Source organism: Mesorhizobium sp. Mes31 (assembly GCF_024519675.1).
Classification (GTDB): Bacteria; Pseudomonadota; Alphaproteobacteria; order Rhizobiales; family Rhizobiaceae; genus Mesorhizobium.
The window spans coordinates 36934-63084 of the sequence record NZ_JALJRL010000027.1 but is presented as its reverse complement, the minus strand read 5'-3'; the positions used below and the strand labels follow the sequence as shown (position 1 = coordinate 63084).

At 63.6% G+C, this 26151-nt stretch carries 26 protein-coding genes; 16 read left to right on the top strand and 10 right to left on the bottom strand.

Annotated features, from left to right (window positions below; genetic code table 11):
* Window positions 1-203: 203 nt before the first annotated feature.
* The 3 genes from greA to NR193_RS30370 form a co-directional block, all read right to left on the bottom strand.
* Window positions 204-677 carry a transcription elongation factor GreA gene (gene greA / locus NR193_RS30380; RefSeq protein ID WP_256754363.1) on the bottom strand — a complete coding sequence of 158 codons (474 nt, stop codon included), beginning with the start codon at window positions 675-677 and terminating at the stop codon, window positions 204-206.
* 143 nt (window positions 678-820) lie between these two features.
* Window positions 821-949, bottom strand: coding sequence for a hypothetical protein (locus NR193_RS30375; protein WP_256754362.1), 129 nt, complete (start codon window positions 947-949; stop codon window positions 821-823).
* A gap of 11 nt (window positions 950-960) precedes the next feature.
* Window positions 961-1503, bottom strand: a complete 543-nt coding sequence (locus NR193_RS30370; protein ID WP_256754361.1) for a tetratricopeptide repeat protein — start codon at window positions 1501-1503, stop codon at window positions 961-963.
* Between the two features lie 145 nt (window positions 1504-1648).
* Here NR193_RS30370 and NR193_RS30365 point away from each other — a divergent pair, with 145 nt between their 5' ends.
* The 3 genes from NR193_RS30365 (at window position 1649) to NR193_RS30355 (ending at window position 4309) form a co-directional block, all read left to right on the top strand.
* On the top strand, window positions 1649-2074 hold the full coding sequence (locus NR193_RS30365) for a DUF3775 domain-containing protein (protein ID WP_256754360.1): 426 nt from the start codon (window positions 1649-1651) through the stop codon (window positions 2072-2074).
* Between the two features lie 186 nt (window positions 2075-2260).
* Window positions 2261-3313, top strand: a complete 1053-nt coding sequence (locus NR193_RS30360) for an extensin family protein (RefSeq protein WP_375162756.1) — start codon at window positions 2261-2263, stop codon at window positions 3311-3313.
* A 189-nt stretch (window positions 3314-3502) separates the two neighbouring features.
* Entirely contained in the window at window positions 3503-4309 is an 807-nt protein-coding gene (locus NR193_RS30355; protein WP_256754358.1) for an extensin family protein, read from the top strand.
* 7 nt (window positions 4310-4316) lie between these two features.
* On the opposite strand, the gene NR193_RS30350 is transcribed toward NR193_RS30355, so the two are convergent.
* Window positions 4317-5027, bottom strand: a complete 711-nt coding sequence (locus NR193_RS30350) for a gamma-glutamylcyclotransferase (protein ID WP_256754357.1) — start codon at window positions 5025-5027, stop codon at window positions 4317-4319.
* Window positions 5028-5137: 110 nt separating this feature from the next.
* Here NR193_RS30350 and NR193_RS30345 point away from each other — a divergent pair, with 110 nt between their 5' ends.
* Both NR193_RS30345 and NR193_RS30340 read left to right on the top strand, forming a co-directional pair.
* Complete coding sequence (locus NR193_RS30345) at window positions 5138-5839, top strand: LssY C-terminal domain-containing protein (protein WP_256754356.1); 702 nt, start codon at window positions 5138-5140, stop codon at window positions 5837-5839.
* A gap of 54 nt (window positions 5840-5893) precedes the next feature.
* On the top strand, window positions 5894-6268 hold the full coding sequence (locus tag NR193_RS30340; protein ID WP_256754355.1) for a hypothetical protein: 375 nt from the start codon (window positions 5894-5896) through the stop codon (window positions 6266-6268).
* 23 nt (window positions 6269-6291) lie between these two features.
* On the opposite strand, the gene NR193_RS30335 is transcribed toward NR193_RS30340, so the two are convergent.
* Entirely contained in the window at window positions 6292-7314 is a 1023-nt protein-coding gene (locus tag NR193_RS30335; protein WP_256754354.1) for an NAD(P)-dependent alcohol dehydrogenase, read from the bottom strand.
* Between the two features lie 123 nt (window positions 7315-7437).
* On the opposite strand from NR193_RS30335, the gene NR193_RS30330 reads away from it, so the two are divergent.
* The 3 genes from NR193_RS30330 to NR193_RS33685 all read left to right on the top strand — a co-directional run bounded on the left by NR193_RS30330 (window position 7438) and on the right by NR193_RS33685 (window position 13722).
* Window positions 7438-8352 (top strand): LysR family transcriptional regulator, encoded by a 915-nt coding sequence (locus tag NR193_RS30330; protein ID WP_256754353.1) that lies wholly within the window; start codon window positions 7438-7440, stop codon window positions 8350-8352.
* Window positions 8353-8425: 73 nt separating this feature from the next.
* Complete coding sequence (locus NR193_RS30325) at window positions 8426-9736, top strand: hemolysin family protein (RefSeq protein WP_256754352.1); 1311 nt, start codon at window positions 8426-8428, stop codon at window positions 9734-9736.
* A gap of 509 nt (window positions 9737-10245) precedes the next feature.
* The gene (locus NR193_RS33685; RefSeq protein ID WP_375162755.1) at window positions 10246-13722 is read left to right on the top strand and encodes an autotransporter outer membrane beta-barrel domain-containing protein; all 3477 of its coding nucleotides are present in this window, start codon (window positions 10246-10248) and stop codon (window positions 13720-13722) included.
* 381 nt (window positions 13723-14103) lie between these two features.
* Here the strand turns inward: NR193_RS33685 and NR193_RS30300 are convergent, their stop codons facing one another.
* Window positions 14104-14709, bottom strand: a complete 606-nt coding sequence (locus NR193_RS30300) for an NADPH-dependent FMN reductase (protein WP_256754351.1) — start codon at window positions 14707-14709, stop codon at window positions 14104-14106.
* Window positions 14710-14799: 90 nt separating this feature from the next.
* Between NR193_RS30300 and NR193_RS30295 the strand changes: the two genes are divergently transcribed.
* On the top strand, window positions 14800-15168 hold the full coding sequence (locus NR193_RS30295) for a helix-turn-helix domain-containing protein (protein WP_256754350.1): 369 nt from the start codon (window positions 14800-14802) through the stop codon (window positions 15166-15168).
* 49 nt (window positions 15169-15217) lie between these two features.
* Here NR193_RS30295 and NR193_RS30290 read toward each other — a convergent pair whose 3' ends face one another.
* Window positions 15218-15532: a hypothetical protein gene (locus tag NR193_RS30290; protein ID WP_256754349.1), complete on the bottom strand. Its 315-nt coding sequence runs from the start codon at window positions 15530-15532 to the stop codon at window positions 15218-15220.
* A gap of 149 nt (window positions 15533-15681) precedes the next feature.
* Window positions 15682-16077: an acyl-CoA thioesterase gene (locus tag NR193_RS30285; RefSeq protein WP_256754348.1), complete on the bottom strand. Its 396-nt coding sequence runs from the start codon at window positions 16075-16077 to the stop codon at window positions 15682-15684.
* Window positions 16078-16304: 227 nt separating this feature from the next.
* On the opposite strand from NR193_RS30285, the gene NR193_RS30280 reads away from it, so the two are divergent.
* The 3 genes from NR193_RS30280 to NR193_RS30270 are packed head-to-tail and all read left to right on the top strand — an operon-like array spanning window position 16305 to window position 20043.
* Window positions 16305-17921 carry a GMC family oxidoreductase gene (locus NR193_RS30280; RefSeq protein WP_256754347.1) on the top strand — a complete coding sequence of 539 codons (1617 nt, stop codon included), beginning with the start codon at window positions 16305-16307 and terminating at the stop codon, window positions 17919-17921.
* On the top strand, window positions 17918-19129 hold the full coding sequence (locus tag NR193_RS30275; protein ID WP_091579219.1) for a mandelate racemase/muconate lactonizing enzyme family protein: 1212 nt from the start codon (window positions 17918-17920) through the stop codon (window positions 19127-19129). Before NR193_RS30280 ends, NR193_RS30275 begins: the two co-directional genes overlap by 4 nt.
* Window positions 19126-20043: an NAD(P)-dependent oxidoreductase gene (locus NR193_RS30270; RefSeq protein WP_256754346.1), complete on the top strand. Its 918-nt coding sequence runs from the start codon at window positions 19126-19128 to the stop codon at window positions 20041-20043. Before NR193_RS30275 ends, NR193_RS30270 begins: the two co-directional genes overlap by 4 nt.
* A gap of 92 nt (window positions 20044-20135) precedes the next feature.
* Here the strand turns inward: NR193_RS30270 and NR193_RS30265 are convergent, their stop codons facing one another.
* Entirely contained in the window at window positions 20136-21074 is a 939-nt protein-coding gene (locus NR193_RS30265) for a diacylglycerol kinase family protein (protein ID WP_256754345.1), read from the bottom strand.
* Window positions 21075-21754: 680 nt separating this feature from the next.
* On the opposite strand from NR193_RS30265, the gene NR193_RS30260 reads away from it, so the two are divergent.
* The 4 genes from NR193_RS30260 to NR193_RS30245 all read left to right on the top strand — a co-directional run bounded on the left by NR193_RS30260 (window position 21755) and on the right by NR193_RS30245 (window position 25051).
* Window positions 21755-22189 (top strand): hypothetical protein, encoded by a 435-nt coding sequence (locus tag NR193_RS30260; protein WP_091579209.1) that lies wholly within the window; start codon window positions 21755-21757, stop codon window positions 22187-22189.
* A 6-nt stretch (window positions 22190-22195) separates the two neighbouring features.
* Window positions 22196-23326: a hypothetical protein gene (locus tag NR193_RS30255; RefSeq protein ID WP_256754344.1), complete on the top strand. Its 1131-nt coding sequence runs from the start codon at window positions 22196-22198 to the stop codon at window positions 23324-23326.
* A gap of 15 nt (window positions 23327-23341) precedes the next feature.
* Window positions 23342-24340 carry an alpha/beta fold hydrolase gene (locus tag NR193_RS30250; RefSeq protein ID WP_256754343.1) on the top strand — a complete coding sequence of 333 codons (999 nt, stop codon included), beginning with the start codon at window positions 23342-23344 and terminating at the stop codon, window positions 24338-24340.
* A gap of 189 nt (window positions 24341-24529) precedes the next feature.
* Entirely contained in the window at window positions 24530-25051 is a 522-nt protein-coding gene (locus NR193_RS30245; RefSeq protein ID WP_256754342.1) for a hypothetical protein, read from the top strand.
* A gap of 456 nt (window positions 25052-25507) precedes the next feature.
* Here NR193_RS30245 and NR193_RS30240 read toward each other — a convergent pair whose 3' ends face one another.
* Window positions 25508-26140, bottom strand: a complete 633-nt coding sequence (locus NR193_RS30240; protein ID WP_256754341.1) for a hypothetical protein — start codon at window positions 26138-26140, stop codon at window positions 25508-25510.
* Between the last annotated feature and the right edge of the window lie 11 nt (window positions 26141-26151).

The following is a 26151-nucleotide window of genomic DNA, read 5'->3' as shown; positions in this document are numbered from 1 at the left end:
CAATCGGAAAGGTCGGTGCCGCCCCTCATCCGCCTGCGGGCACCTTCTCCCCGTATAGTGACGGGGAGAAGGGGGCTGAACGCCAAGTCGGCGCCTGGTTTGCAAAGCAAGAAAATTGGCGAAATCTTGGGTGAAGGCGTGCTTCTCCCCGTCACGGCGCGGCGTTTAGGATTGAAGGCCGGATAGCCTTCCCCGAGCAATCCCTAGATGAACTGCACCTGGACGATCTCGTAGCCCCTTGCACCACCGGGTGCGTTGACCTCGATGGCGTCGCCGACTTCCTTGCCGATGAGCGCCCGCGCGATCGGCGAGGAGATCGAGATGCGGCCTGACTTCACGTCTGCTTCCTGGTCGCCGACAATCCGGTAGGTCTTCTTTTCCTCGGTGTCCTCGTCGACGAGAACCACGGTGGCGCCGAACTTGATCTTGTCGCCGCTGAGCTTGCTGACGTCGATCACCTCGGCCCGCGCGATGAAATCCTCGAGCTCGTTGACGCGGCCTTCATTGAGACTCTGCGCCTCCTTGGCGGCGTGATATTCGGCATTTTCGGACAGGTCGCCATGCGAGCGCGCTTCGGAGATCGCCTCGATGATGCGCGGCCGCTCTTCCTGCTGGCGCCAACGCAGTTCTTCCTTCAATGACGCGAACCCCTCGCCTGTCATCGGGACCTTGTTCATGATGCCTGACCTTTCCTGCCGCCACCCCCGCGTTTCGGGGAAAGCCTTGTCGATGGGTACAAAAAGAAAACGGTCCGGCAGCCTCGGGCTAACGGAACCGTTTCACCGCAATTTTCCACAATATAGCAATCTTCGCGGGTTTTTCACGCCAAAAAATCAGTTTTGAAAAAATCGTCCGCCGCTTTCGCAAATGCCGTCACGGCGGATGCGAACCACGGATGGCCGGCAACAAAAATCCGGCCGCGAGCAATCGCGGCCGGATCGAGGAGCACCGGGAGCCGAATCAGCTCCTCATGAAATGGTCGATCTGCTCAGCCAGCATGCCGTATTCGCGCGAACCCTTGCCGGTCCGCTTCTCGATCTCCGTCAACTGCTGCCGGGCGCCGGCGAGATCGCCGATCTGCAGATGCGCTTCACCCAGATACTCGCGCACCAGCGTGTAGTTGGGGTCGATCCGCAGCGCTTCCTCGTAGTAGCCGAGGCCAACGGCAACGCGGCCGGAATGGCGGTGCGAATAGCCGAGATAGTTGAGGATGCGCGGATCCTGCTTGTTGGCGGCGAGGGTGAGTACGGCGATCGCCTCGTCATAGCGGCCCGCCATCGCCAGCGCATGTCCGGCATCATAGATGCTGTCGTCGTCCAGCATGCCTTCCTTGGGCGGCACACATTTCTGCTTCTTCTTGTCCCAGACTTCCCCCTTTTTGCACTGGGTGGTGGTCTGGTCGCTGCCACCGCTGCTGCCGCTGCCAGCGGCAAATGCGGGAACAGCAAGAAACTGCAGGGCGACAAGCGCGCTCGCCGCCTGGATGAGCATTCTTTTATGCATCGAAGCCTCCTGGAAGGTGTGACAATGCAACACTAACGCGGGGTGGCTTGCGTTTCATCCCGAAAAAAATTCGTACCGGAGAACACGAGGTGACGGATGCTGCAAATCCGCTATCATCCGGCAAACGACCTGACGGAGGAAGCCCGTGCAGCAGCGGCTTGAAAAGGACTGGGAGCTTTCGATCGGCCCTGACACCGTGCGCCTGTTCATCCTCAAGGCCAAGGCGCTCAGCGCCGCCGTCAACGAAGACTACGCCGACGGCGCCGAACACGAGGTCGAGCTCGATGGTGAGGCGCATGCCAGCCATCACCATGACGGCCTTGCCGAGGAAAGTTCGGAAAACCTCACCGAGGAAGAGTTGCGCGAGCTGATCAACGACCTCAATGTCGATGAAGCAGCCGAACTCGTCGCGCTCGCCTGGGTTGGTCGCGGCGACTACGACGCCTCCGAATGGACCGACGCCCTGGCAGCGGCGCGTGAGCGCGCCAACAGGCGCACCGCGAAATACCTGCTTGGCATGCCGCTGCTTGCCGACTGGCTGGAGGAAGGGCTGGAAGCGATCGGCGCGTAACGGCGCGGTTACCGTTCGTGATGGGGTGCAGGCAACCTCCGGGCGTTGGCGCCGTTGACGGCGATGGCGTCGCTTGTCTTTTCCCGAACATGCAGGATTGCACTGGTCATGGCCGTCACGGCTCTGCTGGTTATGCCGGCCGACGCCAGACATCGTCACAGGCATCACAGGCCACCGGCACCGCGGGTGGAGCAGCCGCTGACACCGCGGGTCGACCAGCCGCTGAAGCCACGGGGCCGGCATTCGCTTAAACCGCGGCGCAACCAGCAGGTCGCGCCGAACCAGATCCAGCAGAAGACAGAGGAACCGGTGACATCGCCCGCCGCTATTCCCGTGCCCGAACCGCGCCCGGCGGATGCTGCCAGGCCCGATTCATCTTCATCCGATTCATCTTCATCAAACAAGGAGATGGATGAGCAGAAGACGGACGTTCCCAAGACCGCCGGCGCGTCCGACCTGCCCAATGGAGAAAAGTCCGGTCAAAAAAAGCACGCGCTTCCCGAACCGACCGCCGGTGGCCAAGGTGAGCCACAGCCGCCAGCCATGGCACCGACACCCACACCGAAGCCGGCCAATGCCGAGCTTGAGGCCGAGCCGCCGGCCGTCGCTCCGCAGCCGCCGCAAAAGCCAGCGGATGCGGGCGACGAGAAGATGCTCCCCGACCCGCGCTCGGCCGATCTGCCCGATGAGAAGATGCCGCAGGAGGAAATCGCCTGCCGGGAGCGGCTGAAGACCCTCGGCGTCGAGTTCGAGGAGCACAAGGCGGAGAGCAACCCCGAAATCGGCTGCTCGATCCCCTATCCCCTGGTGCTGAAGACACTCGGCAAGTCGATTGCCATCGCGCCTGGCACCGAGCTCAATTGCCCGATGGCCGAGGCGGCGGCGCGCTTTGCCGCTGATGTCATCCAGCCGGCGGCGAAAGCCGAATTCGGTGCCGATCTGAAATCGATCGGCCAGGCATCGGCTTTCGTCTGCCGGCCGCGTCATGGCACCAGAAAACTGTCGGAGCATGCTTTTGGCGACGCGCTCGACATCGCCAGCTTCACGCTGTCGGATGGCAAGAAGATCGAAGTCGGTCCGGCACCGCCCGAGAAGGAAGGCAAATTCCTCGACGCCGTGCGCAAGGCCGCCTGCGGCCCCTTCAAGACCGTGCTGGGCCCGGGCGCCGACGCCGACCATTCCCTGCATTTCCATCTCGATCTCGAGCCGCGCCGGCATGGCGGCACGTTCTGCCAGTGAGCAACCCGCGTGCCGCATTTCGGCCGCAGGCATGAACGCCGACGCTGAGTTTTCCTTTACCCTTGATCGTTAAAATGCCGGACATCTGAACCATGATCCCGAAAAGCGGAAACCGGTTTTCGGAAAAGACCATGGTCAGGCAAAAGGCAGGACCTGATCGGGATCAGGTTCGGGGATAGGATTGCGCCAATGGCCGGCAAATTTCGCGCCGCGTTTTTCGCCGCCGCGCGCCAATCGAAACCCGCGGCGATGGTGGCCGCCGGCCTTGCCCTCGCGGCGGTTTCGGCTTGCAACACCGGCAGTGTGCTGTCGTTGCAGCCGGCCGTCGACGTCGGCTCCCAGACCGCTGCCGTGCCGCAATACACTGGCATGCAGACGCTTGTTCCCTCCAATCCCTACATGACGCAGGCCGCCTATCCGCGCATGGATGAGCCGATGTCGCCGGTCGAGCAGATGCCGGCCAGCGAAACCGACTGCCGCCAGCAGTTGAAGCGTCTCGACGTCGCCTATACCGACCTGGCGCCGATCCATGAAGGCCAGTGCGGCATCGACTTTCCCGTAAAAGTCTCGGCCATCGGCAGCATCCAGATGAAGCCCGCCGCGACGTTGACCTGCGACATGGCTGCCACCTTCGCCGGCTGGACGAGGAACGAACTCGTTCCCTCCGCCCGCTGGCGCTATTTCTCCGGCGTCAGAACCATCCACCAGGGCTCCAGCTACTCCTGCCGCAACATCGCCGGCGAAGGCGTGCTGTCGGAGCACGGCAAGGGCAACGCGCTCGACGTCATGAGCATCGAACTCAACAATGGCGACGACATCGACGTGCGCAAGCCCGGCCTGTTTGCCTTCCGCACCCGTGGCTTCCTCAACAATGTGCGCGCCGACGGCTGCCAGTATTTCACCACGGTGCTTGGCCCTGGCTACAATTACGACCACCGCAACCATTTCCATTTCGACATCAAGAACCGCAAGAACGGTTATCGCGCCTGCAGGTAGGAAAAGATCAGGCGTCACCAGTGGACGCGATGATTTGCCGTGCCACCAGATCCTGGATGCGCCAGAGATTGCTGTCGCGGATACCGCTTTCCTCCAGCTTGCTGACGGTCCGGAAAAGATACTGCGCCGACGAGCCCCAGTGTCCGGCGGCTCGCGCCAGCGTGTCCGCAACCTGCTCCAACGGCAACCGTCCGGCATAGGCGTTGCCGTCCGGCGCGGCGACGAAAGCCAAAGCACGTAGCGGCCCCTCCTTGGTCTTGACCTTGATCCAGCACGGCACGTTGGTTGGCGGGTTGGCATCGATCTCGCGGCGCATCAGCTGGCCGAGTTGCCCAAAATGGTCTTCCGCCGGCAGACGGTAAACGATGCCGTTGCAGCTGCCGCCGCGATCGAGCGCCAGCATCAGGGCCGGCAAATCGCGGGTTCCGCGCCAGCGTGTCAGCTTCAGGCAGAATGAGCGGTGCCATCCTGGCGCCGTAGCCGGGCGCTGTTCGACTGGCACGAATTCCGGATTCCAGATCAGCGAGCCGTAGGCAAAGACCCACAGCGCTTCAGGCCGGTGTTCCGACAGGAGTTGCTCGACAAGGCTGTCGAACTCCGCGTCGGTATGTTCGGCTGTCCCAGGCTCGGGACCGGGATCCGGTTCGATACGCTCGACCCTCGCGACAAGGTCGGCGGTCAAGGCCATCGGTCTCAGGCCTGTCGGCTTCCGCTTCATTCCTGCCCCCATGCAAAAACGATGGCAGACGATAGACCGGCTGGACATTCCTGGCCATTGATTTCCAGGGCCGGTCAGGCAACAGATACCGCACGGATCGAGCCTCCTTCATGAGCCAACGAAGCCTTCGGCGACGCGTTACAATCTGGGCGGCGGCTTTGCTCACCGCCTATCTGGCGCTCGCCTATTTCGCCGCGCCGGAATTCTGGACATTCCGGGATCGCGGCTTTCGCAACCAGCGCTTCGAGATGGTGACGCACACGCCGCAGGGCATCCCGGGCGACCCGATCAATGTCGGCCTTGTCGGCACCCAGAAGGAGGTCGTCCACGCCTTTGCCGTCGCCGGCTGGGACACCGCCGATGCCGTGACCTTGAAGACCGCGATCGATATCGGCGAAAGCGTGCTGTTCTCTCGCCCCTATCCCGACGCGCCGGTCAGCCGGCTGCTGTTCGAGGGCCGCGCCCAGGATCTCGCCTTCGAAAAGCCGGTCGGCGACAGTGCCGACCGGCGTCATCATGTCCGCTTCTGGCAGACCGGCGCGACCGGCGACGACGGCCGGCCGCTGTGGCTGGGCTCGGCCAGCTTCGATCGCGGCGTTGGGCTGAGCCACGACACCGGCGCCATCACCCATCACATCGGCCCCGACATAGACGCCGAGCGCGATTTTCTGATGCAGGACCTCAACGCCGCCGGCCAGTTGATCTCGACCAGCGACATGGAAGGCATCGGCGCCACCAGGACCGGCCGCAATGGCGGCGGCGATCCTTATTTCACCGATGGCAAGGCCGTGGTCGGGGTGCTCGAACAGTAGGTCAGCCGTGCCGCGCGTCCTGCGAGGTCGAGCGGTTGCAAAGGGGAGGTACAGATGTTCGACGCGCAAAGCGTGGTGGATAGCTACTGCAAGGCATGGTTCGCCCCGCAGCCTGAAGAGCGCCGGCGGCTGTTGTTCGCCTCATTCGAAGCTGAAGGCACCTACATCGATCCGAAAGTACACATTTCTGGAGCCGAGGCGCTGCTGCGTCACATCGATCAGGTCGTAAAAACCCGTCCGGGCTTCTGGCTCGAACGGACGACCTTGATCGATATTCATCACGACTTCCTGCGTTTTGGCTGGGTGCAGAGAGGCGAAAACGGATTTCGAGGCGCCGACAGCATGGACATGTGCCGCGTCTCCAGGGAGGGAAAGCTGTCGCTGGTCGTGGGCTTTTTCGGCCCCTTCAGAGCAGTGCCAGATCCCTGACGGTCCCCTCACCGCGGCCATCCTCAAGACATGGCGATCACGATCTTGCCGAATGGCCCTTTCTCCAGATGCCGGAAGGCCTGCGGCACCTCATCGAAGCCAAAGACCTTGTCGATGACCGGCTTGATCGCCAGCGCCTCGATCGCCCGGTTCATGCGCTCGAAGGCGCGGCGATGGCCGACCGACAGGCCCTGCACGACGATGCGGTTGCGCATGAAGGGCATGATCGGAAAGCTGAGTTCCATCGCGCCCAGCAGGCCGATGATCGACAGCCGGCCGTCGGCGGCGAGCGCGTTGAGCGATCGCCGCGCATTGTCGCCGCCGACCATTTCCAGCACGTGATTCACACCCATGCCATTCGTCAGCCCACGCGCTGCCTCGTCCCAGGCCGGCTGCGTGCGGTAGTTGATCACCTGCCAGGCGCCTAGTCCTTTTGCCCGCTCGAGCTTCTCGTCGCTGCTCGAGGTGACGATGGCGCGCAGACCGAAAGCTTTGGCGAATTGCAGCGCGAACAGCGACACACCACCCGTGCCCTGGATGAGGATGGTCTGGCCCGGCACCGGTTTGGTCGCCTCGGCCATCGCAAACCAGGCGGTCAGCGCCGCGATCGGCAGCGTGGCGGCCTCGATGTCGCTGAGCGAAGGCGGCGCCAGCACCGCGGCGTCCTCGCGGAAGACAACATGGTCGGAAAGCATGCCCGACAGCGAGGACCCAAGCGTGTGCTTGTGCAGAACAGGCGGCGCGTCGCCATCCGGCCAGTCGGCGATCACCTGGCCAAGCACACGCTGCCCGCGCCGGAAGCGGCTGACCCCACTGCCGGTGGCCACCACCTCGCCGACCGCATCCGACATCGGGACGAAGGGGAAGGCGAGGTCGGGGATCAGCGTGCCTTCGACGATCATCTTGTCCTTGTAGTTCAGCGACACGGCTTTCGTCCGCACCAGAAGATCGTATGGCCCGGGCTCGGCGATCTTGCCCTTCACCTGGCCCAGCCTGGACAGGCCGAAGCCGCTCATCTGCCAGGATCTGTTGATGTCAGTGTTCATCTCGTTCCGCGCTCCGTTGATGGCCACGCGAGACATTTATGCCTTTCGGCTATGGAAAATAGGGCGTCTATGCCGCATAATTGGCGACTGATTGCGGACTAAAAGTCGACAATAAGGAACGACGTGGAAACCACCGACCTGCAAGGCATCGTCGCCTTCGTCCAAGTGGTGGAGGCCGGCAGCTTCACCAGCGCCGGCGAACGGCTGCGTGTGACGAAATCGGCGGTCGGCAAGTCGATCGCGCAGCTCGAGCAGCGGCTCGGCGTTCGCTTGCTCAACCGCACCACCCGCAGCCTCAGCCCGACCAGCGAAGGCCTCGGTTACTATGAAGCCTGCGTCAGGGCGCTGGCCGAAATCGAAGCCGCGCAGTCGCTGCTCGCCTCGCGCCGGCAGGTTCCGGCCGGCCGGCTTCGAGTGGATGTGCCGCTGGCCTTCGGCCGCCGCTGCGTTGCACCTGTGCTGTTCGAGATCTCCATGAAATTCCCCGATCTGACAGTGGAGATCTCCTTCAACGACCGGCGCGTCGACCTGATCGAGGAAGGCATCGACCTGGCAATCCGCATGGGCGATCTCGACGACAGCCTGTCGCTCGCGGCCAGACGCATCTATGCCCAGCGCTCGGCCATCTGCGCGGCTCCCGCCTATCTCGACAGGCATGGCAGGCCGCGATCGGTCAAGGATCTCGCCGATCACAGCGTCATCGGCTATGGCCGCGAGGGCGTCGTCCGCCCCTGGCTCATCAGGCATGCCGATGGCCATCTCGCGACATTCGTCCCCAAGGCGCGGCTTGTCCTCGGCCATGGCGAGCCGATGCTCGATGCCGCGCTTGCCGGCTGCGGCATCGCCTTTCTGCCGACCTGGCTGGCGGCCGAAAACCTCAAGCGCGGCGACCTCGAAATGGTGCTGTCGGACTGTCTGGTCGAGAACATCGTCGTGCACGCCGTCTGGCCGGTGACGCGCGCACTCGCGCCAAAAGTCCGGGTTGTCGTGGATGCCCTGGTTGAACACTTTTCGGCGCCGTCCTGGGATAGCGCCTGAAAGACACTCGTCATCTTCCAAAAATCATGGCGGACTATTTTCGAAAACCGCGCCGCAATGCTATTGAGCCCTCATGCTATACGTCGAAATTGCTATCGTGGTCGTCCTCATCTGCGTGAACGGCCTTTTGTCGATGTCCGAACTCGCTATCGTTTCATCGCGCCCGGCCCGGCTCAAGGCGATGATCGACCGTGGCGTCAACGGCGCCGGCCGTGCCCTAGAGCTTGGCTCCAATCCCGGCAAGTTCCTGTCCTCGGTGCAGATCGGCATCACGCTGGTCGGCGTGCTTTCCGGCGCCTTCTCCGGCGCCACGCTGGGCGACCGGCTGTCGGTCTACCTGGCCTCGATGGGCATGCGCGAAAGCGTCGCCGACCCGCTCGGCGTCGGCATCGTCGTTGCCATCATCACCTATTTCTCGCTGATCGTCGGCGAACTGGTGCCAAAGCAGATCGCGCTGCGCGATCCCGAGCGCGTCGCCGCACGCGCTGCCCCGGCAATGACCATCCTCGCCACCGTTTCGGCGCCGCTGGTTTTCCTGCTCGACTTCTCCGGCCGCGCCATCCTGTGGCTGCTTGGCCAGCGCGGTGAAAGCGAGGAGAAGGTCACCGACGAGGAGATCAAGATGCTGGTCGCCGAGGCGGAACACCACGGCACCATCGAATCCGACGAACGGCGCATGATCGCCGGCGTCATGCGGCTTGGCGACCGCGCCGTGCGCGCGGTGATGACACCGCGCACCGAGGTCGACTGGATCAATTTGCAATCCGACGAGAGCACCATTCGCAAGCTTTTGGTGGAGACCCAGCATTCGCGCCTGCCTGCCGGGGACGGCGGCGTCGATGTCATGGTCGGCGTCGTCCAGACGCGCGACGTGCTGGCCGCGCTGCTTGCCGGCCGCGCGCTCGACCCGCGCAAGCATGTGCGCGCGGCCCCCATCGTTTACGACCAGGCCGACGCGCTGGACGTGCTGCAGAAGCTCAAGGAATCCGACGTGCCGATGGCGCTGGTGCATGACGAATACGGCCATTTCGAAGGCATCGTCACCCCGGCCGACATTCTCGAGGCCATCACCGGCGTCTTCCGGGCGGACACTGATGCCGGCGACGAGGAGAACGCCGTCAAGCGCGAGGACGGCTCATGGCTGCTCGCCGGCTACATGCAGGCCGACGAAATGGCCGACGTGCTCGGCATCGACCTGCCGGAAAACCGCGACTACGAGACCGTCGCAGGCTATGTGCTGTCGCATATGCACCACTTGCCGGCGACCGGCGAATGCGTCGACGCTCAAGGGTGGCGCTTCGAGGTGGTCGACCTCGACGGCCGCCGCATCGACAAGCTGATCGCCACCCGCCTGCCCAGCGCCCATCGCGAGGCGGTGCGCTAGAGCATGATCCCGAAAAGTGGAATCCGGTTTTCGGGAAAGATCATGCTCAAACAAAGAGATAGAGCTCCATCCCGATTCCGTCGGGATGGAACAGGCTCTAGACAACTCTCAGCCGCCGGGGTCTGTCGATCGCGGAAGCGTAATCGCATCTGGCGCTCTCCGTCTCGGCTTCGCCGAGCCACCCCCCTCTCCCGCTATGAGGGGTGACGAGCCGCCAGTGTGAAGACCAGCATACTTAAGGCATTTCTTATATTTATACTTATTATATTTCGAATTTCTAATGTTGCTTTGAAGTAACGGCTGATAAAAATCAATAATTGCCAATTCAACTTCAAGACAGGAATCAAACATCACGTTAACCTATTGGCGGTTTGGTGCGGCGCGCGCCGGCCAGGCTCAGCCATCGGTATGGCTGGCGGCGCATTTCAGCGGGGGTGGCACGGGCTATGAGAGTGAGCGGCGGCACGATTGAGTTCAGACGCATTCGTAAGGGATGCCTCCTTGCGGGCGTGAGCGGCGCGGCTATCGCCTGCCTCCTTCCGGGCATGGCTTCAGCCGCCACCTACTTCGTCAGTAACCAGACAGAGCTGACCGCCGCGATCAACGCGGCCAATGCCGACGGCGACCCAAGCTCATCGATCGTGATGACGAACAGTTTCGGCGTGACCGCGCCGAACACTCTGCCGGTTCCGACCAAATCGCTGTCGATCGACACGCAGGGCTTTACGTTGTCGGGCATCAGCGTTCCGAACAATTCGGGCAATGTCAGGTTCAGCGGCGGAACCCTTACGAGCGGTACGGTAACTTTGTCCGGCACAATCACCGGCGCCGGGCAGCTTGGTGTGACCGCTGCCGGCACCGGCCTGGTCTTCGACAGCGGCGTAACGACGGTCGGCGGCACGACCGCGCAGCTTATCAACAACGGGGCAATTACGGGCGGTGCTGCTGCAGCAGCAGGCGGCCCTGGCGGCATCGGCGCTGCGCTCACGAATGTCGTGACTTTCGTCAACAATGGCACCGTCACTGGCGGAACGGGAGGCACCAGCGGAGGTCTCGGCAACAACGGGGCCGGCGTGAGCATCCTGAACTCCGGCGCAACAGTCATCAACAATGCCACCGGCACGATCCAGGGCGGCAATACCCAAGGCGCATATGCCGGCGCCGGTATCTCTATGACCGGCACCGCCGCGAAACCCACGACCCTCGTCAACTACGGCACGATCCGCGGCGGCTCGGACCTGACCGGGAACAGCGCAGGCAATTTCGCCGTCCGCAGCCGTGGAGCCAATGTCGCGATAACCAATTACGGCACGTTGGAGGGCGGCAACGGGGCGGCGGCAATCGGTCGTGATCAAAACACGATCTGGAACGTCACGGTGGTCAACAGCGGCACGATCCGTGCTGGCATCGGATCGACCACCGCCATCCTGTTCAGCGACAACGTGGGTTCCAAGTCAACGCTAGAGCTTCAGGCCGGCTCGCAGATCATCGGCAATGTGCTTGCCGGCGGCCTGAGCACCAGCGACATACTGCGGCTGGGCGGCAACGAAGACAGCTCATTCGATGTCTCCACGATCGGCACACAGTACCAGAATTTCGACAGTTTCGAGAAGACCGGCACCAGCACCTGGACGCTGACCGGCACCGGCACGGCCACCACCAACTGGACGATCTCGGCCGGCACGCTGCAGATCGGCGATGGCGGGACCAGCGGCTCGATCATCGGCGACATCACCAACAATGCCACGCTCGCCTTCGATCGTTCCGACACGGCAACCTTTGCCGGTACCATTTCCGGCACCGGCGCTGTAAACCAGATTGGCACCGGCACCACCATACTCACCGGCGCCAACACCTATGGCGGCGGCACCACCATCTCCGCCGGCACGCTGCAGCTCGGCAATGGCGGGACCACCGGATCGATCGTCGGCGACGTCATCGATAATGGCACCCTCGCGTTCAACCGCTCGGACACCTACACCTTCGCCGGTGCAATCTCGGGCACCGGTGCAGTGAACCAAATCGGCGCCGGAACGCTGATCCTCACCGCCGACAACAGCTATGGCGGTCCCACGACGATCTCCGCCGGCACGCTGCAGCTCGGCAATGGCGGCACCACCGGTTCAATCGCCGGCGATGTCGTCAACAACGGCATTTTGGCCTTCGACCGCTCCGACGACGTGACCTTTGCCGGCGCGATCTCCGGCAGCGGCGCCGTGGTGCAACAGGGCTCGGGCAGCACGACGCTCGCCGGCACGAACAGTTACGGCGGCGGCACCACCATCTCCGCCGGCACCCTGATCGGCCAGGCAACGAGCTTCGGCACCGGCAACATCCTCGACGACGCGGCACTCATTTTCGATCAATCGACCGACGCCAGCTTTGCCGCCATCATCGACGGCACCGGCACGCTCACCAAAAGGGGGGCCGGCAATCTCAACCTCACCGGCATCAACACGCTGAGCGGCGCGACCACCGTCGAGACCGGCAAGCTCTCGGTCAACGGCTCGCTCGCCAATTCCGCCGTCACCATTCTAAGTGGCGGCGCGCTTGGCGGCAACGGCACGGTCGGCTCCACGACGCTCCAGGCCGGCGGCGTCATCGCGCCCGGCAATTCGATCGGCACTCTGACGGTCCAGGGCAATTTCGTCGGCGCCGGCGGCACGGTCGAGATCGAAGCGATGCTTGACGGCGACGCCTCTTCCACCGACAAGCTCATCATCACGGGCGACACGTCGGGCACTGCCAACGTCAAGGTGATCGGCTTGGGCGGCGGAGGCGCGCAGACGGTCGACGGCATCAAGATCATCGATGTCGGCGGTGTCTCGACCGGCACGTTCAACCTGCAGGGTGACTACGTGTTCGAAGGCGACCAGGCCGTGGTGGCCGGCGCCTATGCCTACCGGCTCTATCAGAACGGCATCAGCGCCCCGGCCGATGGCGACTGGTATCTGCGCTCCGCGCTGATCAATCCCGTCGATCCGGGTGGCCCGACCACGCCGCTCTATTCGCCCGCCGTGCCGATATATGAGGCCTATGCCGGCGTGCTGCAGAGCTTTACTCAGCTGGGCACGCTGCAGCAGCGCATAGGCAGCCGGTCATGGACCGGCGCCGCCCAATCGGCGACAGGCGAGAGCAGTGAAGGCGGCAGCCCGATCTGGGGCCGCATCGAGGCTTCGCACAGCGAATTCGAGCCGGGCACGACCACGACCGGGACCGATTACGACGCCGATCTCTGGCGGCTGCAGGCCGGCCTCGACGTGCTGCTGTCCGAGACGCCCACGGGAATGCTGGTCGGCGGCCTCACCGTCCATTACGGCACGGTGAAATCGGATGTCTCCTCGTCCTTCGGCACAGGCTCTATCGACACCAATGGCTATGGCTTCGGCGGCACGCTGACCTGGTACGGCAAGAACGGCTTCTATGTCGACACGCAGGCCGAGCTGACCTGGTTCGATAGCGATCTGTCCTCAGCCACACTTGGCCGGACGCTTGCCGACGGCAATAACGGCTTCGGCTACGGTCTTGGCATCGAGGCAGGGCAGAAGATCGCACTGCAGGGCAACTGGTCGCTGACGCCACAGGTGCAGCTCAGCTATGCCTCGGTCGACTTCGATAGCCTCACCGACCCTTACGGCGCCCTTGTCTCCAACGACGGCAGCGACAGCCTGATCGGCCGCCTTGGCCTCTCCGCCGACTATGAGAGCGAGTGGAAGGACAAGATGGACCGCACCAGCCGCTCGCATGTCTACGGCATCGGCAATCTCTACTACGACTTCCTCGATGGCACCCATGTCGATGTATCGGGCACCGGGCTGACCAGCAAGTCGCAGCAGCTTTGGGGCGGGGTGGGCGTCGGCGGCTCGCTGAGCTGGGCCGGCGACCGCTACGCCGTGCATGGCGAACTGCTCGCCCGCACCAGCCTGGAGGACTTCGGCGACAGCCATTCCTTCGGCGGCTCGGTCGGCTTCAGCGTGAAGTGGTAGGCTCCGGAGTGGCCACCCGGCCGCGATCACCTGGCCGGCGCCCTTTAGCCTCGCAAGCTGGAGAAACAACGATCCGACGCCGCCTGCAGCGGCCGGCACCAGCACCGACTTGCCGCCCGGCGGACTTTGGCGCAGCAGATGAAGGGCCGTCAGCCCTTGCATCCTGCTGGCGCTCTGCAAGTGGGGCCAGCATCACGTCGATGAGTTGAACGAGATGGACCGCCTCACCGACTGCATCATCCGGCCGAGGCAGGCTCAGCACGACGCAATGGCTTCCCACAATTGAAATAAAGAGCGGCGGAAGCGCCACCCCGGCCGGAATTGAAAAAGGGCGGCGCAAGCGCCGCCCCGGATCCTTGGGAGGATAATTCGAACCGGCGGTCAGGCCGCCTTGACTTCCTCGGCGACGGCGTCGGCTTGACGCGCGGCCTTGAGCACCTTGGCCCACCACGCAACGTCGTTGACCAGCGCCGTTGCGGCCTGGTTCAGATGCTCGAGATCCTCGAGCTTCTTCTCGCCCTGGCGGACGGCGAGGAAGTCGCCCCAAGCGATATGGACGGCTGACTTGACCGGCGCCATCTGCAACTCGACCGCATGAAGGCGGAGCTGCTCGACGGCACGTGCGCCACCGACGCTGCCATAGCCGACGAAGCCGGCCGGCTTCTTGTTCCACTCATTGGCGGCGTAATCGATGGCGTTCTTCAGCACGGCCGTTGGGCCGTGATTGTACTCGGCGGCGGTGAAGATGAAGCCGTCGAACTCGGCGACCTTCTTCTGCCAGCGCTTGGCCACTTCGTTCTGCGACGGCGCCCAGGCGGAGGACGCAACCTCATCGAAGAACGGCAGCGGGAAGTCACGCAGGTCGACGACTTCGACGTCGATGTCGGCATGCGACTTGGCGATCTTGGCGATCCACTGGGTCGGTACGTCGGCGAAGCGCGCGGCGCGCGTCGAACCGACAACGATGGCGATCTTGGGTTTTGACATGGGGGGCTCTCCTTGCAAGTAAAGCTGGTATCGTTTGGATACCGGCGCTATATGAGATACTGTCAACTCGAGGCGCAAGGAGGCACCTTTTTGTTACTGAGGAACCCGCACAACACCGAGGACTGCCGCGCCGTCTCGGAAATCCTGCAGCGCGTCGGCGACAAATGGACCGTTCTGGTCGTCGGCAAGCTGGGCGACGGGCCGCTGCGCTTCAACGAATTGCGCGCGGCCGTCGGCGGCATCTCGCAGAAGATGCTGACCACCACCTTGCGCGGTCTGGAGCGTGACGGCTTCGTCACCCGCACCGTGTTCCCGACCATTCCGCCGCGTGTCGATTACGAGCTGACCGAACTCGGCCATGAATTGCTGATCCCGGTCAGCGCGCTTGGCGAATGGGCGCGCAAGAACACCACCCGCGTCAAGGCGGCGCGCGAGAAATTCGACGGCATGCATGCCTGAAACCCTTGCATGGCAAGGGTTTCCGCGCGCCACGTAGCGCGGACGAATCTTACGGCTGCACCTGCACTACGGCCCACGGACGGCTTTCGATCCGCTTCGACTTCGCGACCCTATCGACCATCTTGCCGTCGATGGCGCAGGTCGCCCGTCCACCGCAATGACTCATGCTCATCGCACAGGTGTCGTACGTCGCGGCGAGGCAGTTTCCGCATCTGGCCGTTTGCTGCAGGAAGGTGTGGTTTGCGGAGGCGCAACTGACCTCGGCATCGTCTTGCTTGACCTCGGTGTAGGCGGTAGCGGCCAGCAGGCAGAACAAGGCAGCAAGCGCGCCCGCCAATGCACCGTTCAGCAATCGTTGACGCATTGTCTTCCCTCCCGGCCCGTTCGGACACGGTCGCGGAAGTTTGCGAACGCGAATATGAAAAGCACCACACAGCCACGCTGTTCGCCTCCCCTCGCGGGTGAAACAGGTGACGGACTGCTGTTGGATTTAAGCCGACTGCATCGAGCCGGTCAGCTTTCCGCCGGAACGGCCTTTGGCTTGCCTTCGCCGTCCAGCGCCACCATGACGAAATCGGCATGGGTGACCTTCTCCATCAGGTCGGAGAGGTAGCGCTGCGCCCAGGCTTCGACCTTGAGTGTCATCGAGGTGCGGCCGACGCGCTCGACATGGGTGTAGATGCACAGCGTGTCGCCGATCTTCATCGGCTTGGCGAACGACATTTCCTTGACCGCCGCCGTCACCACGCGGCCCTTGGCGCGTTCGGCGGCGCGAATGCCACAGGCAAGGTCCATCTGCGCCATCACCCAGCCGCCGAAGATATCGCCCGCCGCATTGGCGTCCGAAGGCATGGCCAGTGTCCGCAGCGTGAGATCGCCGAGCGGCCGGCCGTCCGCGTAATGCACCATGGGGAAATCCTTCGACATCAACTGCCCTCGATCCCGTACCGTCACGGTGCCCACAGGTCAACGCGCCACGCCAGGAACCGGATCGCAATGTCGGTTCCGTCATGGGGTTTCCGAAACACGCCCCCTTCGCGGTCGCTTTTTTCACAACCCATGCCGGAAGGCCCGGCGACTTGGCGAGCCCGCCGCGTCTAGGCTGCGGCCAGATTTCCGGAGCCGCCTCATCCATCATGCAGACCTATGATTTCATCATCGTCGGCTCCGGCTCGGCCGGCTCGGTTCTGGCCGAAAGACTGTCAGCCTCGGGCCGCTTCTCGGTGCTGGTGCTGGAAGCCGGTGGCACCGATCGCCGCTTCTATGTCCAGATGCCGCTTGGCTACGGCAAGACCTTCTTCGACCCGGCCGTCAACTGGAACTACAAGACCGAGCCGGACCCGGGCCTTGGCGGCAATGTCGATCATTGGCCGCGCGGCAAGCTGCTTGGCGGTTCGAGCTCGATCAATGCCATGGTCTGGATCAGGGGCGCACGCGAGGATTTCGACGACTGGCGGAACGCCGGCAATCCCGGCTGGGGTTTTGACGATCTCCTGCCCGCCTTCAAGGCGCTGGAGGACAACGAGGCCGGCGCCGACAAATGGCGGGGCGTCGGCGGCCCCCTGCACATCACCGACTGCACGGCCGCCGTCCATCCCTTGACCAGGCGCTATCTCGCCGCCGGCCGGCAGGCAGGCTTGCCGTTGAACCCCGACTTCAACGGCGCTACCCAGGAAGGCGTCGGCGTCTATCAGATCTCGACCCGCAACGGCCGCCGCATGTCGGCAGCACGCGCCTTCCTGCGACCGGCGATGAAGCGTGGCAACGTCCGCGTCGAGACCGGTGCGCTGGCGACCCGCATCCTGTTCGACGGCAAGCGCGCCGTCGGCATCGAGTATCTCCAGAATGGTGAGACGAAAACCGCCCGCGCCGGCCGGGAGGTCATCCTTTCCAGTGGTTCGATCAACTCGCCGCAACTGCTGCAGCTCTCCGGCATCGGCCCCTCGGCGCTGCTCAACAGCCTCGGCATTCCCGTCATCCATGCCAACGAGAATGTCGGCGCGCATCTGCAGGACCATGTCGGCATCAACTACACCTTCAAGGGCAGGCTGCCGACGCTCAACCAGATCCTGCGCCCCTGGTGGGGCAAGCTGCTTGTCGGCATGCGGTACATCCTCACCCGCTCCGGCCCGCTGTCGCTGTCGATGAACCATGGCGGCGGCTTCTTCCGCACCGACCCGGCGTTTTCGCGGCCCAACATGCAGCTCTATTTCCAGGCGTTCTCGACCGTCATTCCCAAAAGCGGCGAGCGCCCGATCCTGACCCCCGACCCATGGCCGGGCTTCTCCATCGGCCTGTCCAACTGCCGCCCGTCGAGCCGTGGCGAGATCATGATCCGTTCCAGCAACCCGCTGGATTATCCCAGAATCGTCGCCAATGCCTATTCGACCAACGCCGATGTCGAGGAGATGCTGGCGGCGGTGAAGTTCGTGCGCAAGATCGCCTCGATGCCTGCCATGGCCGAGGTCATCGAGGAAGAGGTTTTGCCCGGCCCGTCGATCCAATCAGACGCGGACCTGATCACCGATTTCAGAAAACGCTCGGGCACCGTCTATCACCCGGTCTCGACCTGCCGCATGGGGCCGGACGCGTCGCGCGCCGTCGTCGACCCGCGCCTGAAAGTGCACGGCCTCGAAGGCCTGCGCGTCATCGACGCCTCGATCTTTCCCGACAACATCACCGGCAACACCAACGCCGCCTCGGTCATGACGGGTTGGAAGGGCGCCGAACTGGTTCTGGAGGACCAAAAATGAAAATCACCGACGTCAAGACCTGGGTTGTCGGCAACCCGCCGCCCGGCATCGGCGGCAAGTATTTCATCTTCGTCAAGCTCACCACCGATGGCGGCGTCGTCGGCTATGGCGAGGCCTACAACGCCACCTTCTCCGCTCATGTCACCGCGAAGATGGTCGAGGACATGGCCGAGCGCTATCTCGTCGGCCGCGATCCGCACGACATCGAGAATTTCTTTCGCCGCGCCTATTCGTCCGGCTTCACCCAGCGCCCGGACGTTTCAGGCATGGGCTGCTTCTCGGCGCTGGAGATGGCCTGCTGGGACATCATCGGCAAGGAGGCCAACAAGCCGGTCTACAAGCTGCTTGGCGGCCAGGTACACGAGACGCTGCGCTCCTACACCTACCTCTATCCGCACACCGGCAGCGTCCATTCCGAGGATGCGCGCGGCAAGAACGTCTACAACGACCCCGACCTGGCCGCCGCCTGCGCGCTCGAATATGTCGAGCAGGGTTTCAATGCCGTCAAGCTCGACCCGGCCGGCCCCTACACCGCCTTCGACGGCCACCAGCCGCGCCTTGTCGACATCGATCTCTCCACCCGCATGATCAAGGCGATCCGCGAGGCGGTCGGCACCAGAGCCGATATCCTGTTCGGCACGCACGGCCAGTTCACCGCGTCGGGCGCGCTGCGCATGGCCCGCGCCATCGAACCTTACGACCCGCTGTGGTTCGAGGAGCCGGTGCCGCCTGACATGCCCGAAGTGATGGCCCAGGTCGCCCGCGGCACGTCGATCCCGATCGCCACCGGCGAGCGGCTGACGACCAAGTTCGAATTCGCCCGTGTCATCGAAAACCGCGCCGCGACCATCCTGCAGCCCGACCTTGGCCGCTCCGGCGGCATTCTGGAGACCAAGAAGATCGCCGCCATGGCCGAGGCCTACCACATCCAGGTCGCGCCGCACTGCTATTGCGGGCCGATCGTCGGCGCCGCCAACATCCAGCTTGCGGTGACGCTGCCCAACTTCCTCATCCTGGAATCGCTGAAGCAGTGGGACGGCTTCCACGCCACGCTGCTCACGAAGAAGATCGAGTGGCAGGACGGCAATGTCATCCCGTCGAAGGAGCCCGGCCTCGGCGTCGAGCTCAACGAGGCGGTCTGCGACGCACATCCCTGGACCGGCAAGGACCTGCATCTGCAGATGATGCAAACGCCGTTGATGCCATGAGCGAAAGCTACGCCTTTATCGGTCTTGGCCATCTCGGCGGCAATCTTGCCGCCAGCCTGATCCGCAACGGTTTTGCCGTTACCGTCTTCGACCGCGATCCTGCAGCTGTCGGGCGCCTGGTGGCGCTCGGCGCCACCGCCGCGAACAGCCCGGCCGAGGCCGCGGCGCAGGCCGGCAATGCCATCACGTGCCTGCCCTCGCCGAAGGTCAGCGAAGTGGTTCTGGCCGGCCCCCGCGGGTTGCTCGAAGGCCTGCCCACGGGTGGCACCTGGATCGAGATGTCGACCAATGGCCGCGACGAGATCGTGCGTCTTGCCACCCTCGCCTCGGCCAGGGGCATCGAGACATTGGAATGCCCCGTCACCGGCGGCGTGCACCTGGCGGCGGTGGGAAAAATCACCGCGCTGGTCGGCGGCGATGCCGCGCTCTACGCACGCCATCGTCCGGCGATCGAGGCGATGTGCGCGAAGTCGTTCCTGATGGGACCGATCGGCTCGGCGGCGGTGATCAAGGTGATCACCAACATGCTGGCCTTCATCCATCTCGTCGCCGCCGGCGAAGCGCTGATGCTGGCCAGGCAGGGCGGGCTCGACCTCGCCCAGTCCTATCACGCCATCGTTGCCTCCTCCGGCAACAGCTTCGTCCACGAGACCGAGAGCCAGCTTATTCTCAACGGCTCCTACGACATCGGCTTCACCATGGACCTGGCGCTGAAGGACCTCGGCTTCGCGCTCGGCATGGGCAAGGATTTCGGCGTGCCGCTCGACCTGGCATCGCGCGTCAACGCGATTTTTGAGCAGGGCAGGGAAGCCTATGGCGGCGGCGCCTGGTCGACCCAGATCGTCAAATTGCTCGAGGATGCCGTCGGCACCGATCTGCGCGCGCCCGGTTTTCCGGCCAAGCTGGAAATTTGAAGCCTGGCAAAATCTCGAGCAATTTCAAGGCATTGAATGCTTGGCCGGAATCAGGGCCGGAGCGACCTGATTCAACACCTCAACCACTTGATTCAATATCTGAGAGTCAGCGCGCCGGGCAGGATCTCGAAGGTCGCGGGTATACGTCCCGGCGACTCACCGTCTATGTCGACCAGCGCGCCGTTCTTTTCCACATCGCCGAGCGGTTCGACAACCACTTTCTTGCCGCGCAGGATGGTGATCGCCGGGTGGTTGCGGTGCCGGCCGCCGTAAAGCAGGCGGATGTCCCAGATCAGCTTCAGCTTGCCGGCCGCGCGCAGGATGACGATGTCGAACTGCCCGTCGGTGAGTTCGGCGTCCGGCGCGATCATCATGCCGCCGCCGAAGAACTTGCCGTTGGCCACCGCCACCAGCGCCATGCGCGCTTCGACCGGAGCGCCGTCGTCGACGGTGATCCTGACATCCTGGAACCGGTAGCGGATGAACTCGACCACCGTGCGCCAGAGGAACAGCGCCTTGGCCGACACCCTGCCCTTGCGCTTGTCGGCATTGACCGCGCGGTCGGTGGCGCCGGAAAGCCCCAGGCTGGCGATGTTGATGAAATGGCGGCTGGCCAGCGCGCCATGGTCGTCGATGTAGCAGATGCGTCCGGCATCGACCTTGCGCCCCTCCGCCTCGGCGATCCGCTTCAGCGTCGCGTCCACCTCCTTCGGCAGGCCGAGCCCACGCGCGAAATCGATGCCGGTGCCGCAAGGAAGCAGGCCGAGTTCTGTCGTCCTGCCGCTCTCCTGCGACGCCTGCAGCAGCCCGTCGGCCACTTCGCTGGCCGTGCCATCGCCGCCGGCCGCGATCACCAGATCGAAGCCGGTTGCCGCGAGATCGATTGCCAGCCTCTCGGCATCGCCCTCGGCTTGCGTTTCACGCAACTCGAAATCGCCGAAATGTTTCTTCAGCGAAGCGGCGACCTCCGGCCAATGCCGTTTCAGCCGGCCGCCACCGGCAATCGGATTGAGAACCACCCCGACTTTCAATACACCCTCCCCGGCGCCGAGCATGTAGCGCCCGATCCTTTGCCGGCATTGAAGCCCGCGCCCGCCAGCGGAGCAAGGGGCGAAACGCGCTGTCCCTGTTTTCGCCGTGACCGGCAGATATCTGCGATGGTCCCCGATAATCCCGCTATCCACAGGCTCGAGACCATTCCCCAAATCCCTTAATCCCCCCTACATTGAACCCATCTCAGGCGGCTGCCGATCGCCCAACCGAAAGGCAGAGCGAAAGCGGACTTCCTGAGGCCCGTACGGCCCGAAGCGAGAGCAGGCTTGCCTGTTTCGAGGGACGGAGCCGAGACCTACGGGGCCGCGGAAAGCGTGCCAACGCCGACGGCGGACCGATGCTGCCATGAAGGACGGCAAAAACCTTCGATGGCGCGCAGGGCGAAGCCCCGCAAGGGTGGAGACCGGCGTGGTCTGGAACGGACGCTGCCCTCGGGTGGCGGCTGACAGGACCGTCAAAATCAAGGCCGGCAAGGCGCGACGACTTTACGGAAGTCGCTGCCGTGACCGTGTCCTGATCTGACAGGGAGGCGCTGGGAGAAATCCCGGCGCCGACTGTCTTTCGGCTATCCCCCACAATTTTTACGGTGTTTCCGGTTGGAGCTGCAACCGGCGGCAAAATAAGCTAACGTTCATCGTCACTTGAAGGGGGATACTTCATGACGTTGATCCAGAAGCTTGCCGTTGCCTATGCCTTCCTGTTCTTCGGCGTCGTCGCCATCGGCTACATACCGGCGTTCAACGATGCCAACGGCAATCTGTTCGGGCTGTTCTCGCTGCAATGGTACGACGACCTGCTGCATGCCTTCTCCGGCGTCTGGGCGCTGGCCGCCGCCTTCATCTCGCACCGCCAGGCGGTGTTCTATTTCAAGCTGTTCGGCTCGGTCTATCTGTTCGACGGCGTGCTTGGGCTGGTCACCGGTTCCGGCTGCCTCGATGCCGGCATCTTCATCAACGGCTTCCGTTCTCTCAACGACATCGAATTCCCGGCGCGCTTCTTCGCCAACCTGCCGCATATCGTCATCGGCGGCTTCGCCGTCTATGTCGGCTTCTGGCTGTCGAAGCGCATACACGACCACTTCGCCACGGCCTGACCGGCCATGTTCCTGTTCCGCTGGCTGAAGCGCATCATCAAGACGATCCTCTGGCTGATCGTCATCGTCATCCTGATCCCGATCGCCGGGCTGGCCTACGGCTTCCTGACGACGCCGTCGCTGGATACCACGCCCTTGCCCGGTATCGCCGATGGCGCGCCGCCCAAGGCGCTGGCCGACAAGGTCCGCGCCGAGATCCCCGGCTACCAGCGGCCGGAGGAATCGACCTTCCTCACCTACCCGGAATGGGCGATCGTCTATGCCGCGCGCGAATATGCCGGCTTCGTCGACAAGAACCAGCCGAGCGGCTTTCCCTACTGGTCCTATGTCGGCCGCTTCTGGCAGGACTACGCGACGGTGATCCGCGCCAGCTCTTCCTACAAGTTCAATTTGGCCAACCACCAGATGCTGGTCGTCATCGGCACCAGCCACTCGATCGAGCACATATTGCAGTGGGCCTATGAGAACACGGTTGGCCGCGTCACCGAGGCGACCGCCAGCAAGCGCACCGCCGCCGACATCTATCAGGCCAAGGTGGCGGCCGACTATGCCGCCTTCCTCGATCAGGTGCCGTGGTATCAGTTCCCCTATGCCGAGAAGCGCGCCGGCCTGTTTGCCGTGCAGCCGGCGCCGGGCGACAGCTCCATCCGCACCAGCGAACGCAAGCTGGCCTTCGGCCTCGCCGACACCATCAAGCAGGGCTATGCCGACCTGATCACCAAGGCGCTTGCCGCCACCTCCGACCCGGCCTTCCTCGACATCCATGTCTGGGCCAAGGGGCCGGTCGGCGAAGCGACGCGCAACGAGCCCGATACCTTGCTCGAACGCGACCTCGGCGCTGACGGCACCATCTTCCTTACCAAGCGCTACCAGGTGTTTACCGAGATGATCCCGCGCCTGATCGACAAGGGCGTGTCCTTCGTCGAGATCGGCGGCAATGACGAAATCATGGTCACTGTGCTCTCGACCGACTCGATCGCCGTCCCCGAAGGCATGCGCATCCTGTTCAGCTACCCTCTGCCGGCCGACCCTTCGACACGCCGCACCGGCATGACCGTTGCCGTGCGCAAGCTGCATCTGGTGCTGCCGGCGCTGATCAAGTCGGGCGCCAGGCTCGAACACGTCTATGACTATTGAGGCGATCGCCCGGCCATGCGTCGACTGATCCGTATCGCCGGCTGGCTCGTGCTCACGCTGGTCGTGCTCATTGCGGTCACGCTGGTCGGCTTTCGCGGTGCGGCAGCCCTTCGAGAGACCCTGTCGCCCGAGGAGGCAGCCCCGGCGGGAGCGCTGTTCGCCACGGTCGACGGGCTGAAGATGCACTATCAGGTCTGGGGCCCGCAGGACGGGCCGCCGCTGCTTCTGTTCCACGGCACCGCCTCCTGGGCCGAGACCTATCGTGACGTCGCCACGCCATTGGGAGAACAGGGCTTTCGCGTGATTGCCGTCGACATGCCGCCCTTTGGCTATTCGGAAAGACCGGCCGATCAGGATTATTCGCGCGCCGCCCACGCGAGACGCGTCCTCGGTTTCGCCGACGCGCTCGGGCTTCGCCATTTCAGCGTCGGCGTCCACTCCTATGGCGGCGGCGGGGTGATCGAAGCCGCCTTCACGGCTCCTGCCCGGATCGACTCGCTGATCCTGCTCGACGTGGCACTTGGCCTCGGCCAGACCGAGGCGCCGGCCTTTCCATTCGGATCTTTCCTCAACAGCGACTGGCCACGCCAGTTGCTGACCGCCGCGACCTTCACCAATCCGCTGATGACCGGCGCCGGTTTGCGGCGGTTCATTGAAAACGATGATCTGGTCACTGCGGAGCGCATAGCAATCTACACGCGCCCTTTGAATGTCAAAGGCACCACCGATGCCGTTGGCCATTGGCTGTTCAGCGGCCTCTTCAACGACGAGCGAAAATCGCTTGCCGCCGACCCGGCGAACTATCGCATCTTCGCGCCGCCTGTCCTCGTCATCTGGGGACGTGAGGATTCGACCACGCCTCTCAAACAGGGTGAAGAAATCGCCTCGCTGTTTCCGCACGCCGAACTGGCCGTTCTCGATGGCGTCAACCACATCCCGCAGATCGAACGCCCGCAAGACGTGGTGCGACTGATCGCGAATTTCCTCAAACGGACCTCGCCGACCGCCCGATAGGCGGCCGTTCGGCGTGCCGCCACGGTCATTCCACAATCGCGGCCAAATCCCGCCTTGTTCGCGCGCGATGGATGGTTGCATGTCGCCCAAAAGCACACCCACGGGTTCGACCTTGGGGTGGAAACCGGTTTCGGGACCTCGACATGCACGTAAATGGGCTGCCGGCAGGCATCTCGAAGGGACAAGACCGTGATCAAGACCGCCCTTGTCGCCATGACCATCGTTGGTTGCGACTGCGACGCCAAGCTCTGCGAATATATCGGCGAGACGCCGGCCAAGTGGTCGACCATCGCCGAGTGCGAAGCGGCGATGAAGAGCCAGATGCTGCACGAGCGCAATTTCAACTATCCGCTCGTCTCCGGCATCTGCCGCGCGAAGGGCTCGTCGTCCTCCTCGCAACTGGCCGCGGCCGCGTCGCGCCCGGAACTGAAGCCCGTCAGCAGGGTCGTCAAGATCGAAAGCCCGCTGCCGCCGGAACTGAGCCACCGGCCGAGCGCCCCCGTCGGCTCGCCGGCAACGGCCATGGACGCGGCCGCCGCCCGGCCCGTCGCCTATGAACAGGTGGTCGATGGTGGGACCGGCGTGCTCTACCGCACGAAAAACGGCTACGCCGTGGTCAAGACCGATCTTGGCCGCGCCGTGTCGGCAACCGCCGATATGGCGAAACGGTCGGCGAACTGGCTGGCTGGCCTGGTGCCGACGGGGCTCTAGTCCCGCTAGCGTCTTAGTTTGAAATTTCGGCTCACGGCCCGTTGCCGTAGACGTATACCGCCTGATCAAGGATCTGCCACTGAGTTTTTTTCCAGCGGTGACTAGTGGTCCTCTCTTCGTTTGGTCAATTCAACTTGATAGACGCTTCGCGGATGCCGTCTGCGTCGCCAGGCGTTGAGAGATATAACCAACGCCAAATACCCGAATAGTGCAAACGCTCCCCAAAAAATTCCACCCACGTTGATTGAGATAAAAATAACCACAAATCCAACCGCAGCCACGACATAGTATAAGACCGAGGCCCAGACATATTTCTCCATTTGTGAGCTACTCATCTATCTGTGCGCCCTGATTGGAAATTCGATTCATAACTCACCAATGAAGGGCAATCCGCTCTCTATATAGAACGAGGTCGCCTTTCGGATCCCCAGCCGAAATCCAAACTGAGACACTACCCTAGTCCCCCTGCAACTTGACTTTCAGGCTCTGCCAGAACTTGTCGATGAGCGGCTTTTCGGTGGCCGCGTCCTCGCTGGCAACGCGCGTGATGAACAAGAGCCCCTGATCGGCGCGGCCGAAGCCGACGATCTCGAAATTGGCGGTGTCGGTGCGCGTCTTCACCTGGGCGCGGATGCCGGTCAATTCCCTGCCGTCGGCGAGCTTGCGCGTCGTCGGCTCCTGCGTCAGCGCGGCCCCGGCCTGCACCGATTCCTTGGTCATCTCCTGCAGCATCAGCTGGTTGAGCGAGACCGGGTTCATCTTGCCATATTCCTGCACGACGACGATCGTGCCCAGCGCCGAAGCCATCAGATACTGCGTGATGTCTTCGCCGAGATTGGTCTTGGTCACCGAAATGTTGCTCGGATGGACGAACGAGAAACTGCCGCCGGAAAAGGTGGCGAAGTCATTGCGTTCCAGCGTCACCTTGCTCTTTTTGCCGCCAGGCAGCGTCACATCAGCGCTCTCGCCGGGATCGATGTCGACCGTCACCCCGTCGATGGTCAGCCTGAAAGCCTTGAGATCCTCGGCCCCGGCCGATCCAGCGCACAGCGCGATGAGGGTGAGTGCCGCCGCTGATACCATCCGCATTGGTATTCTCC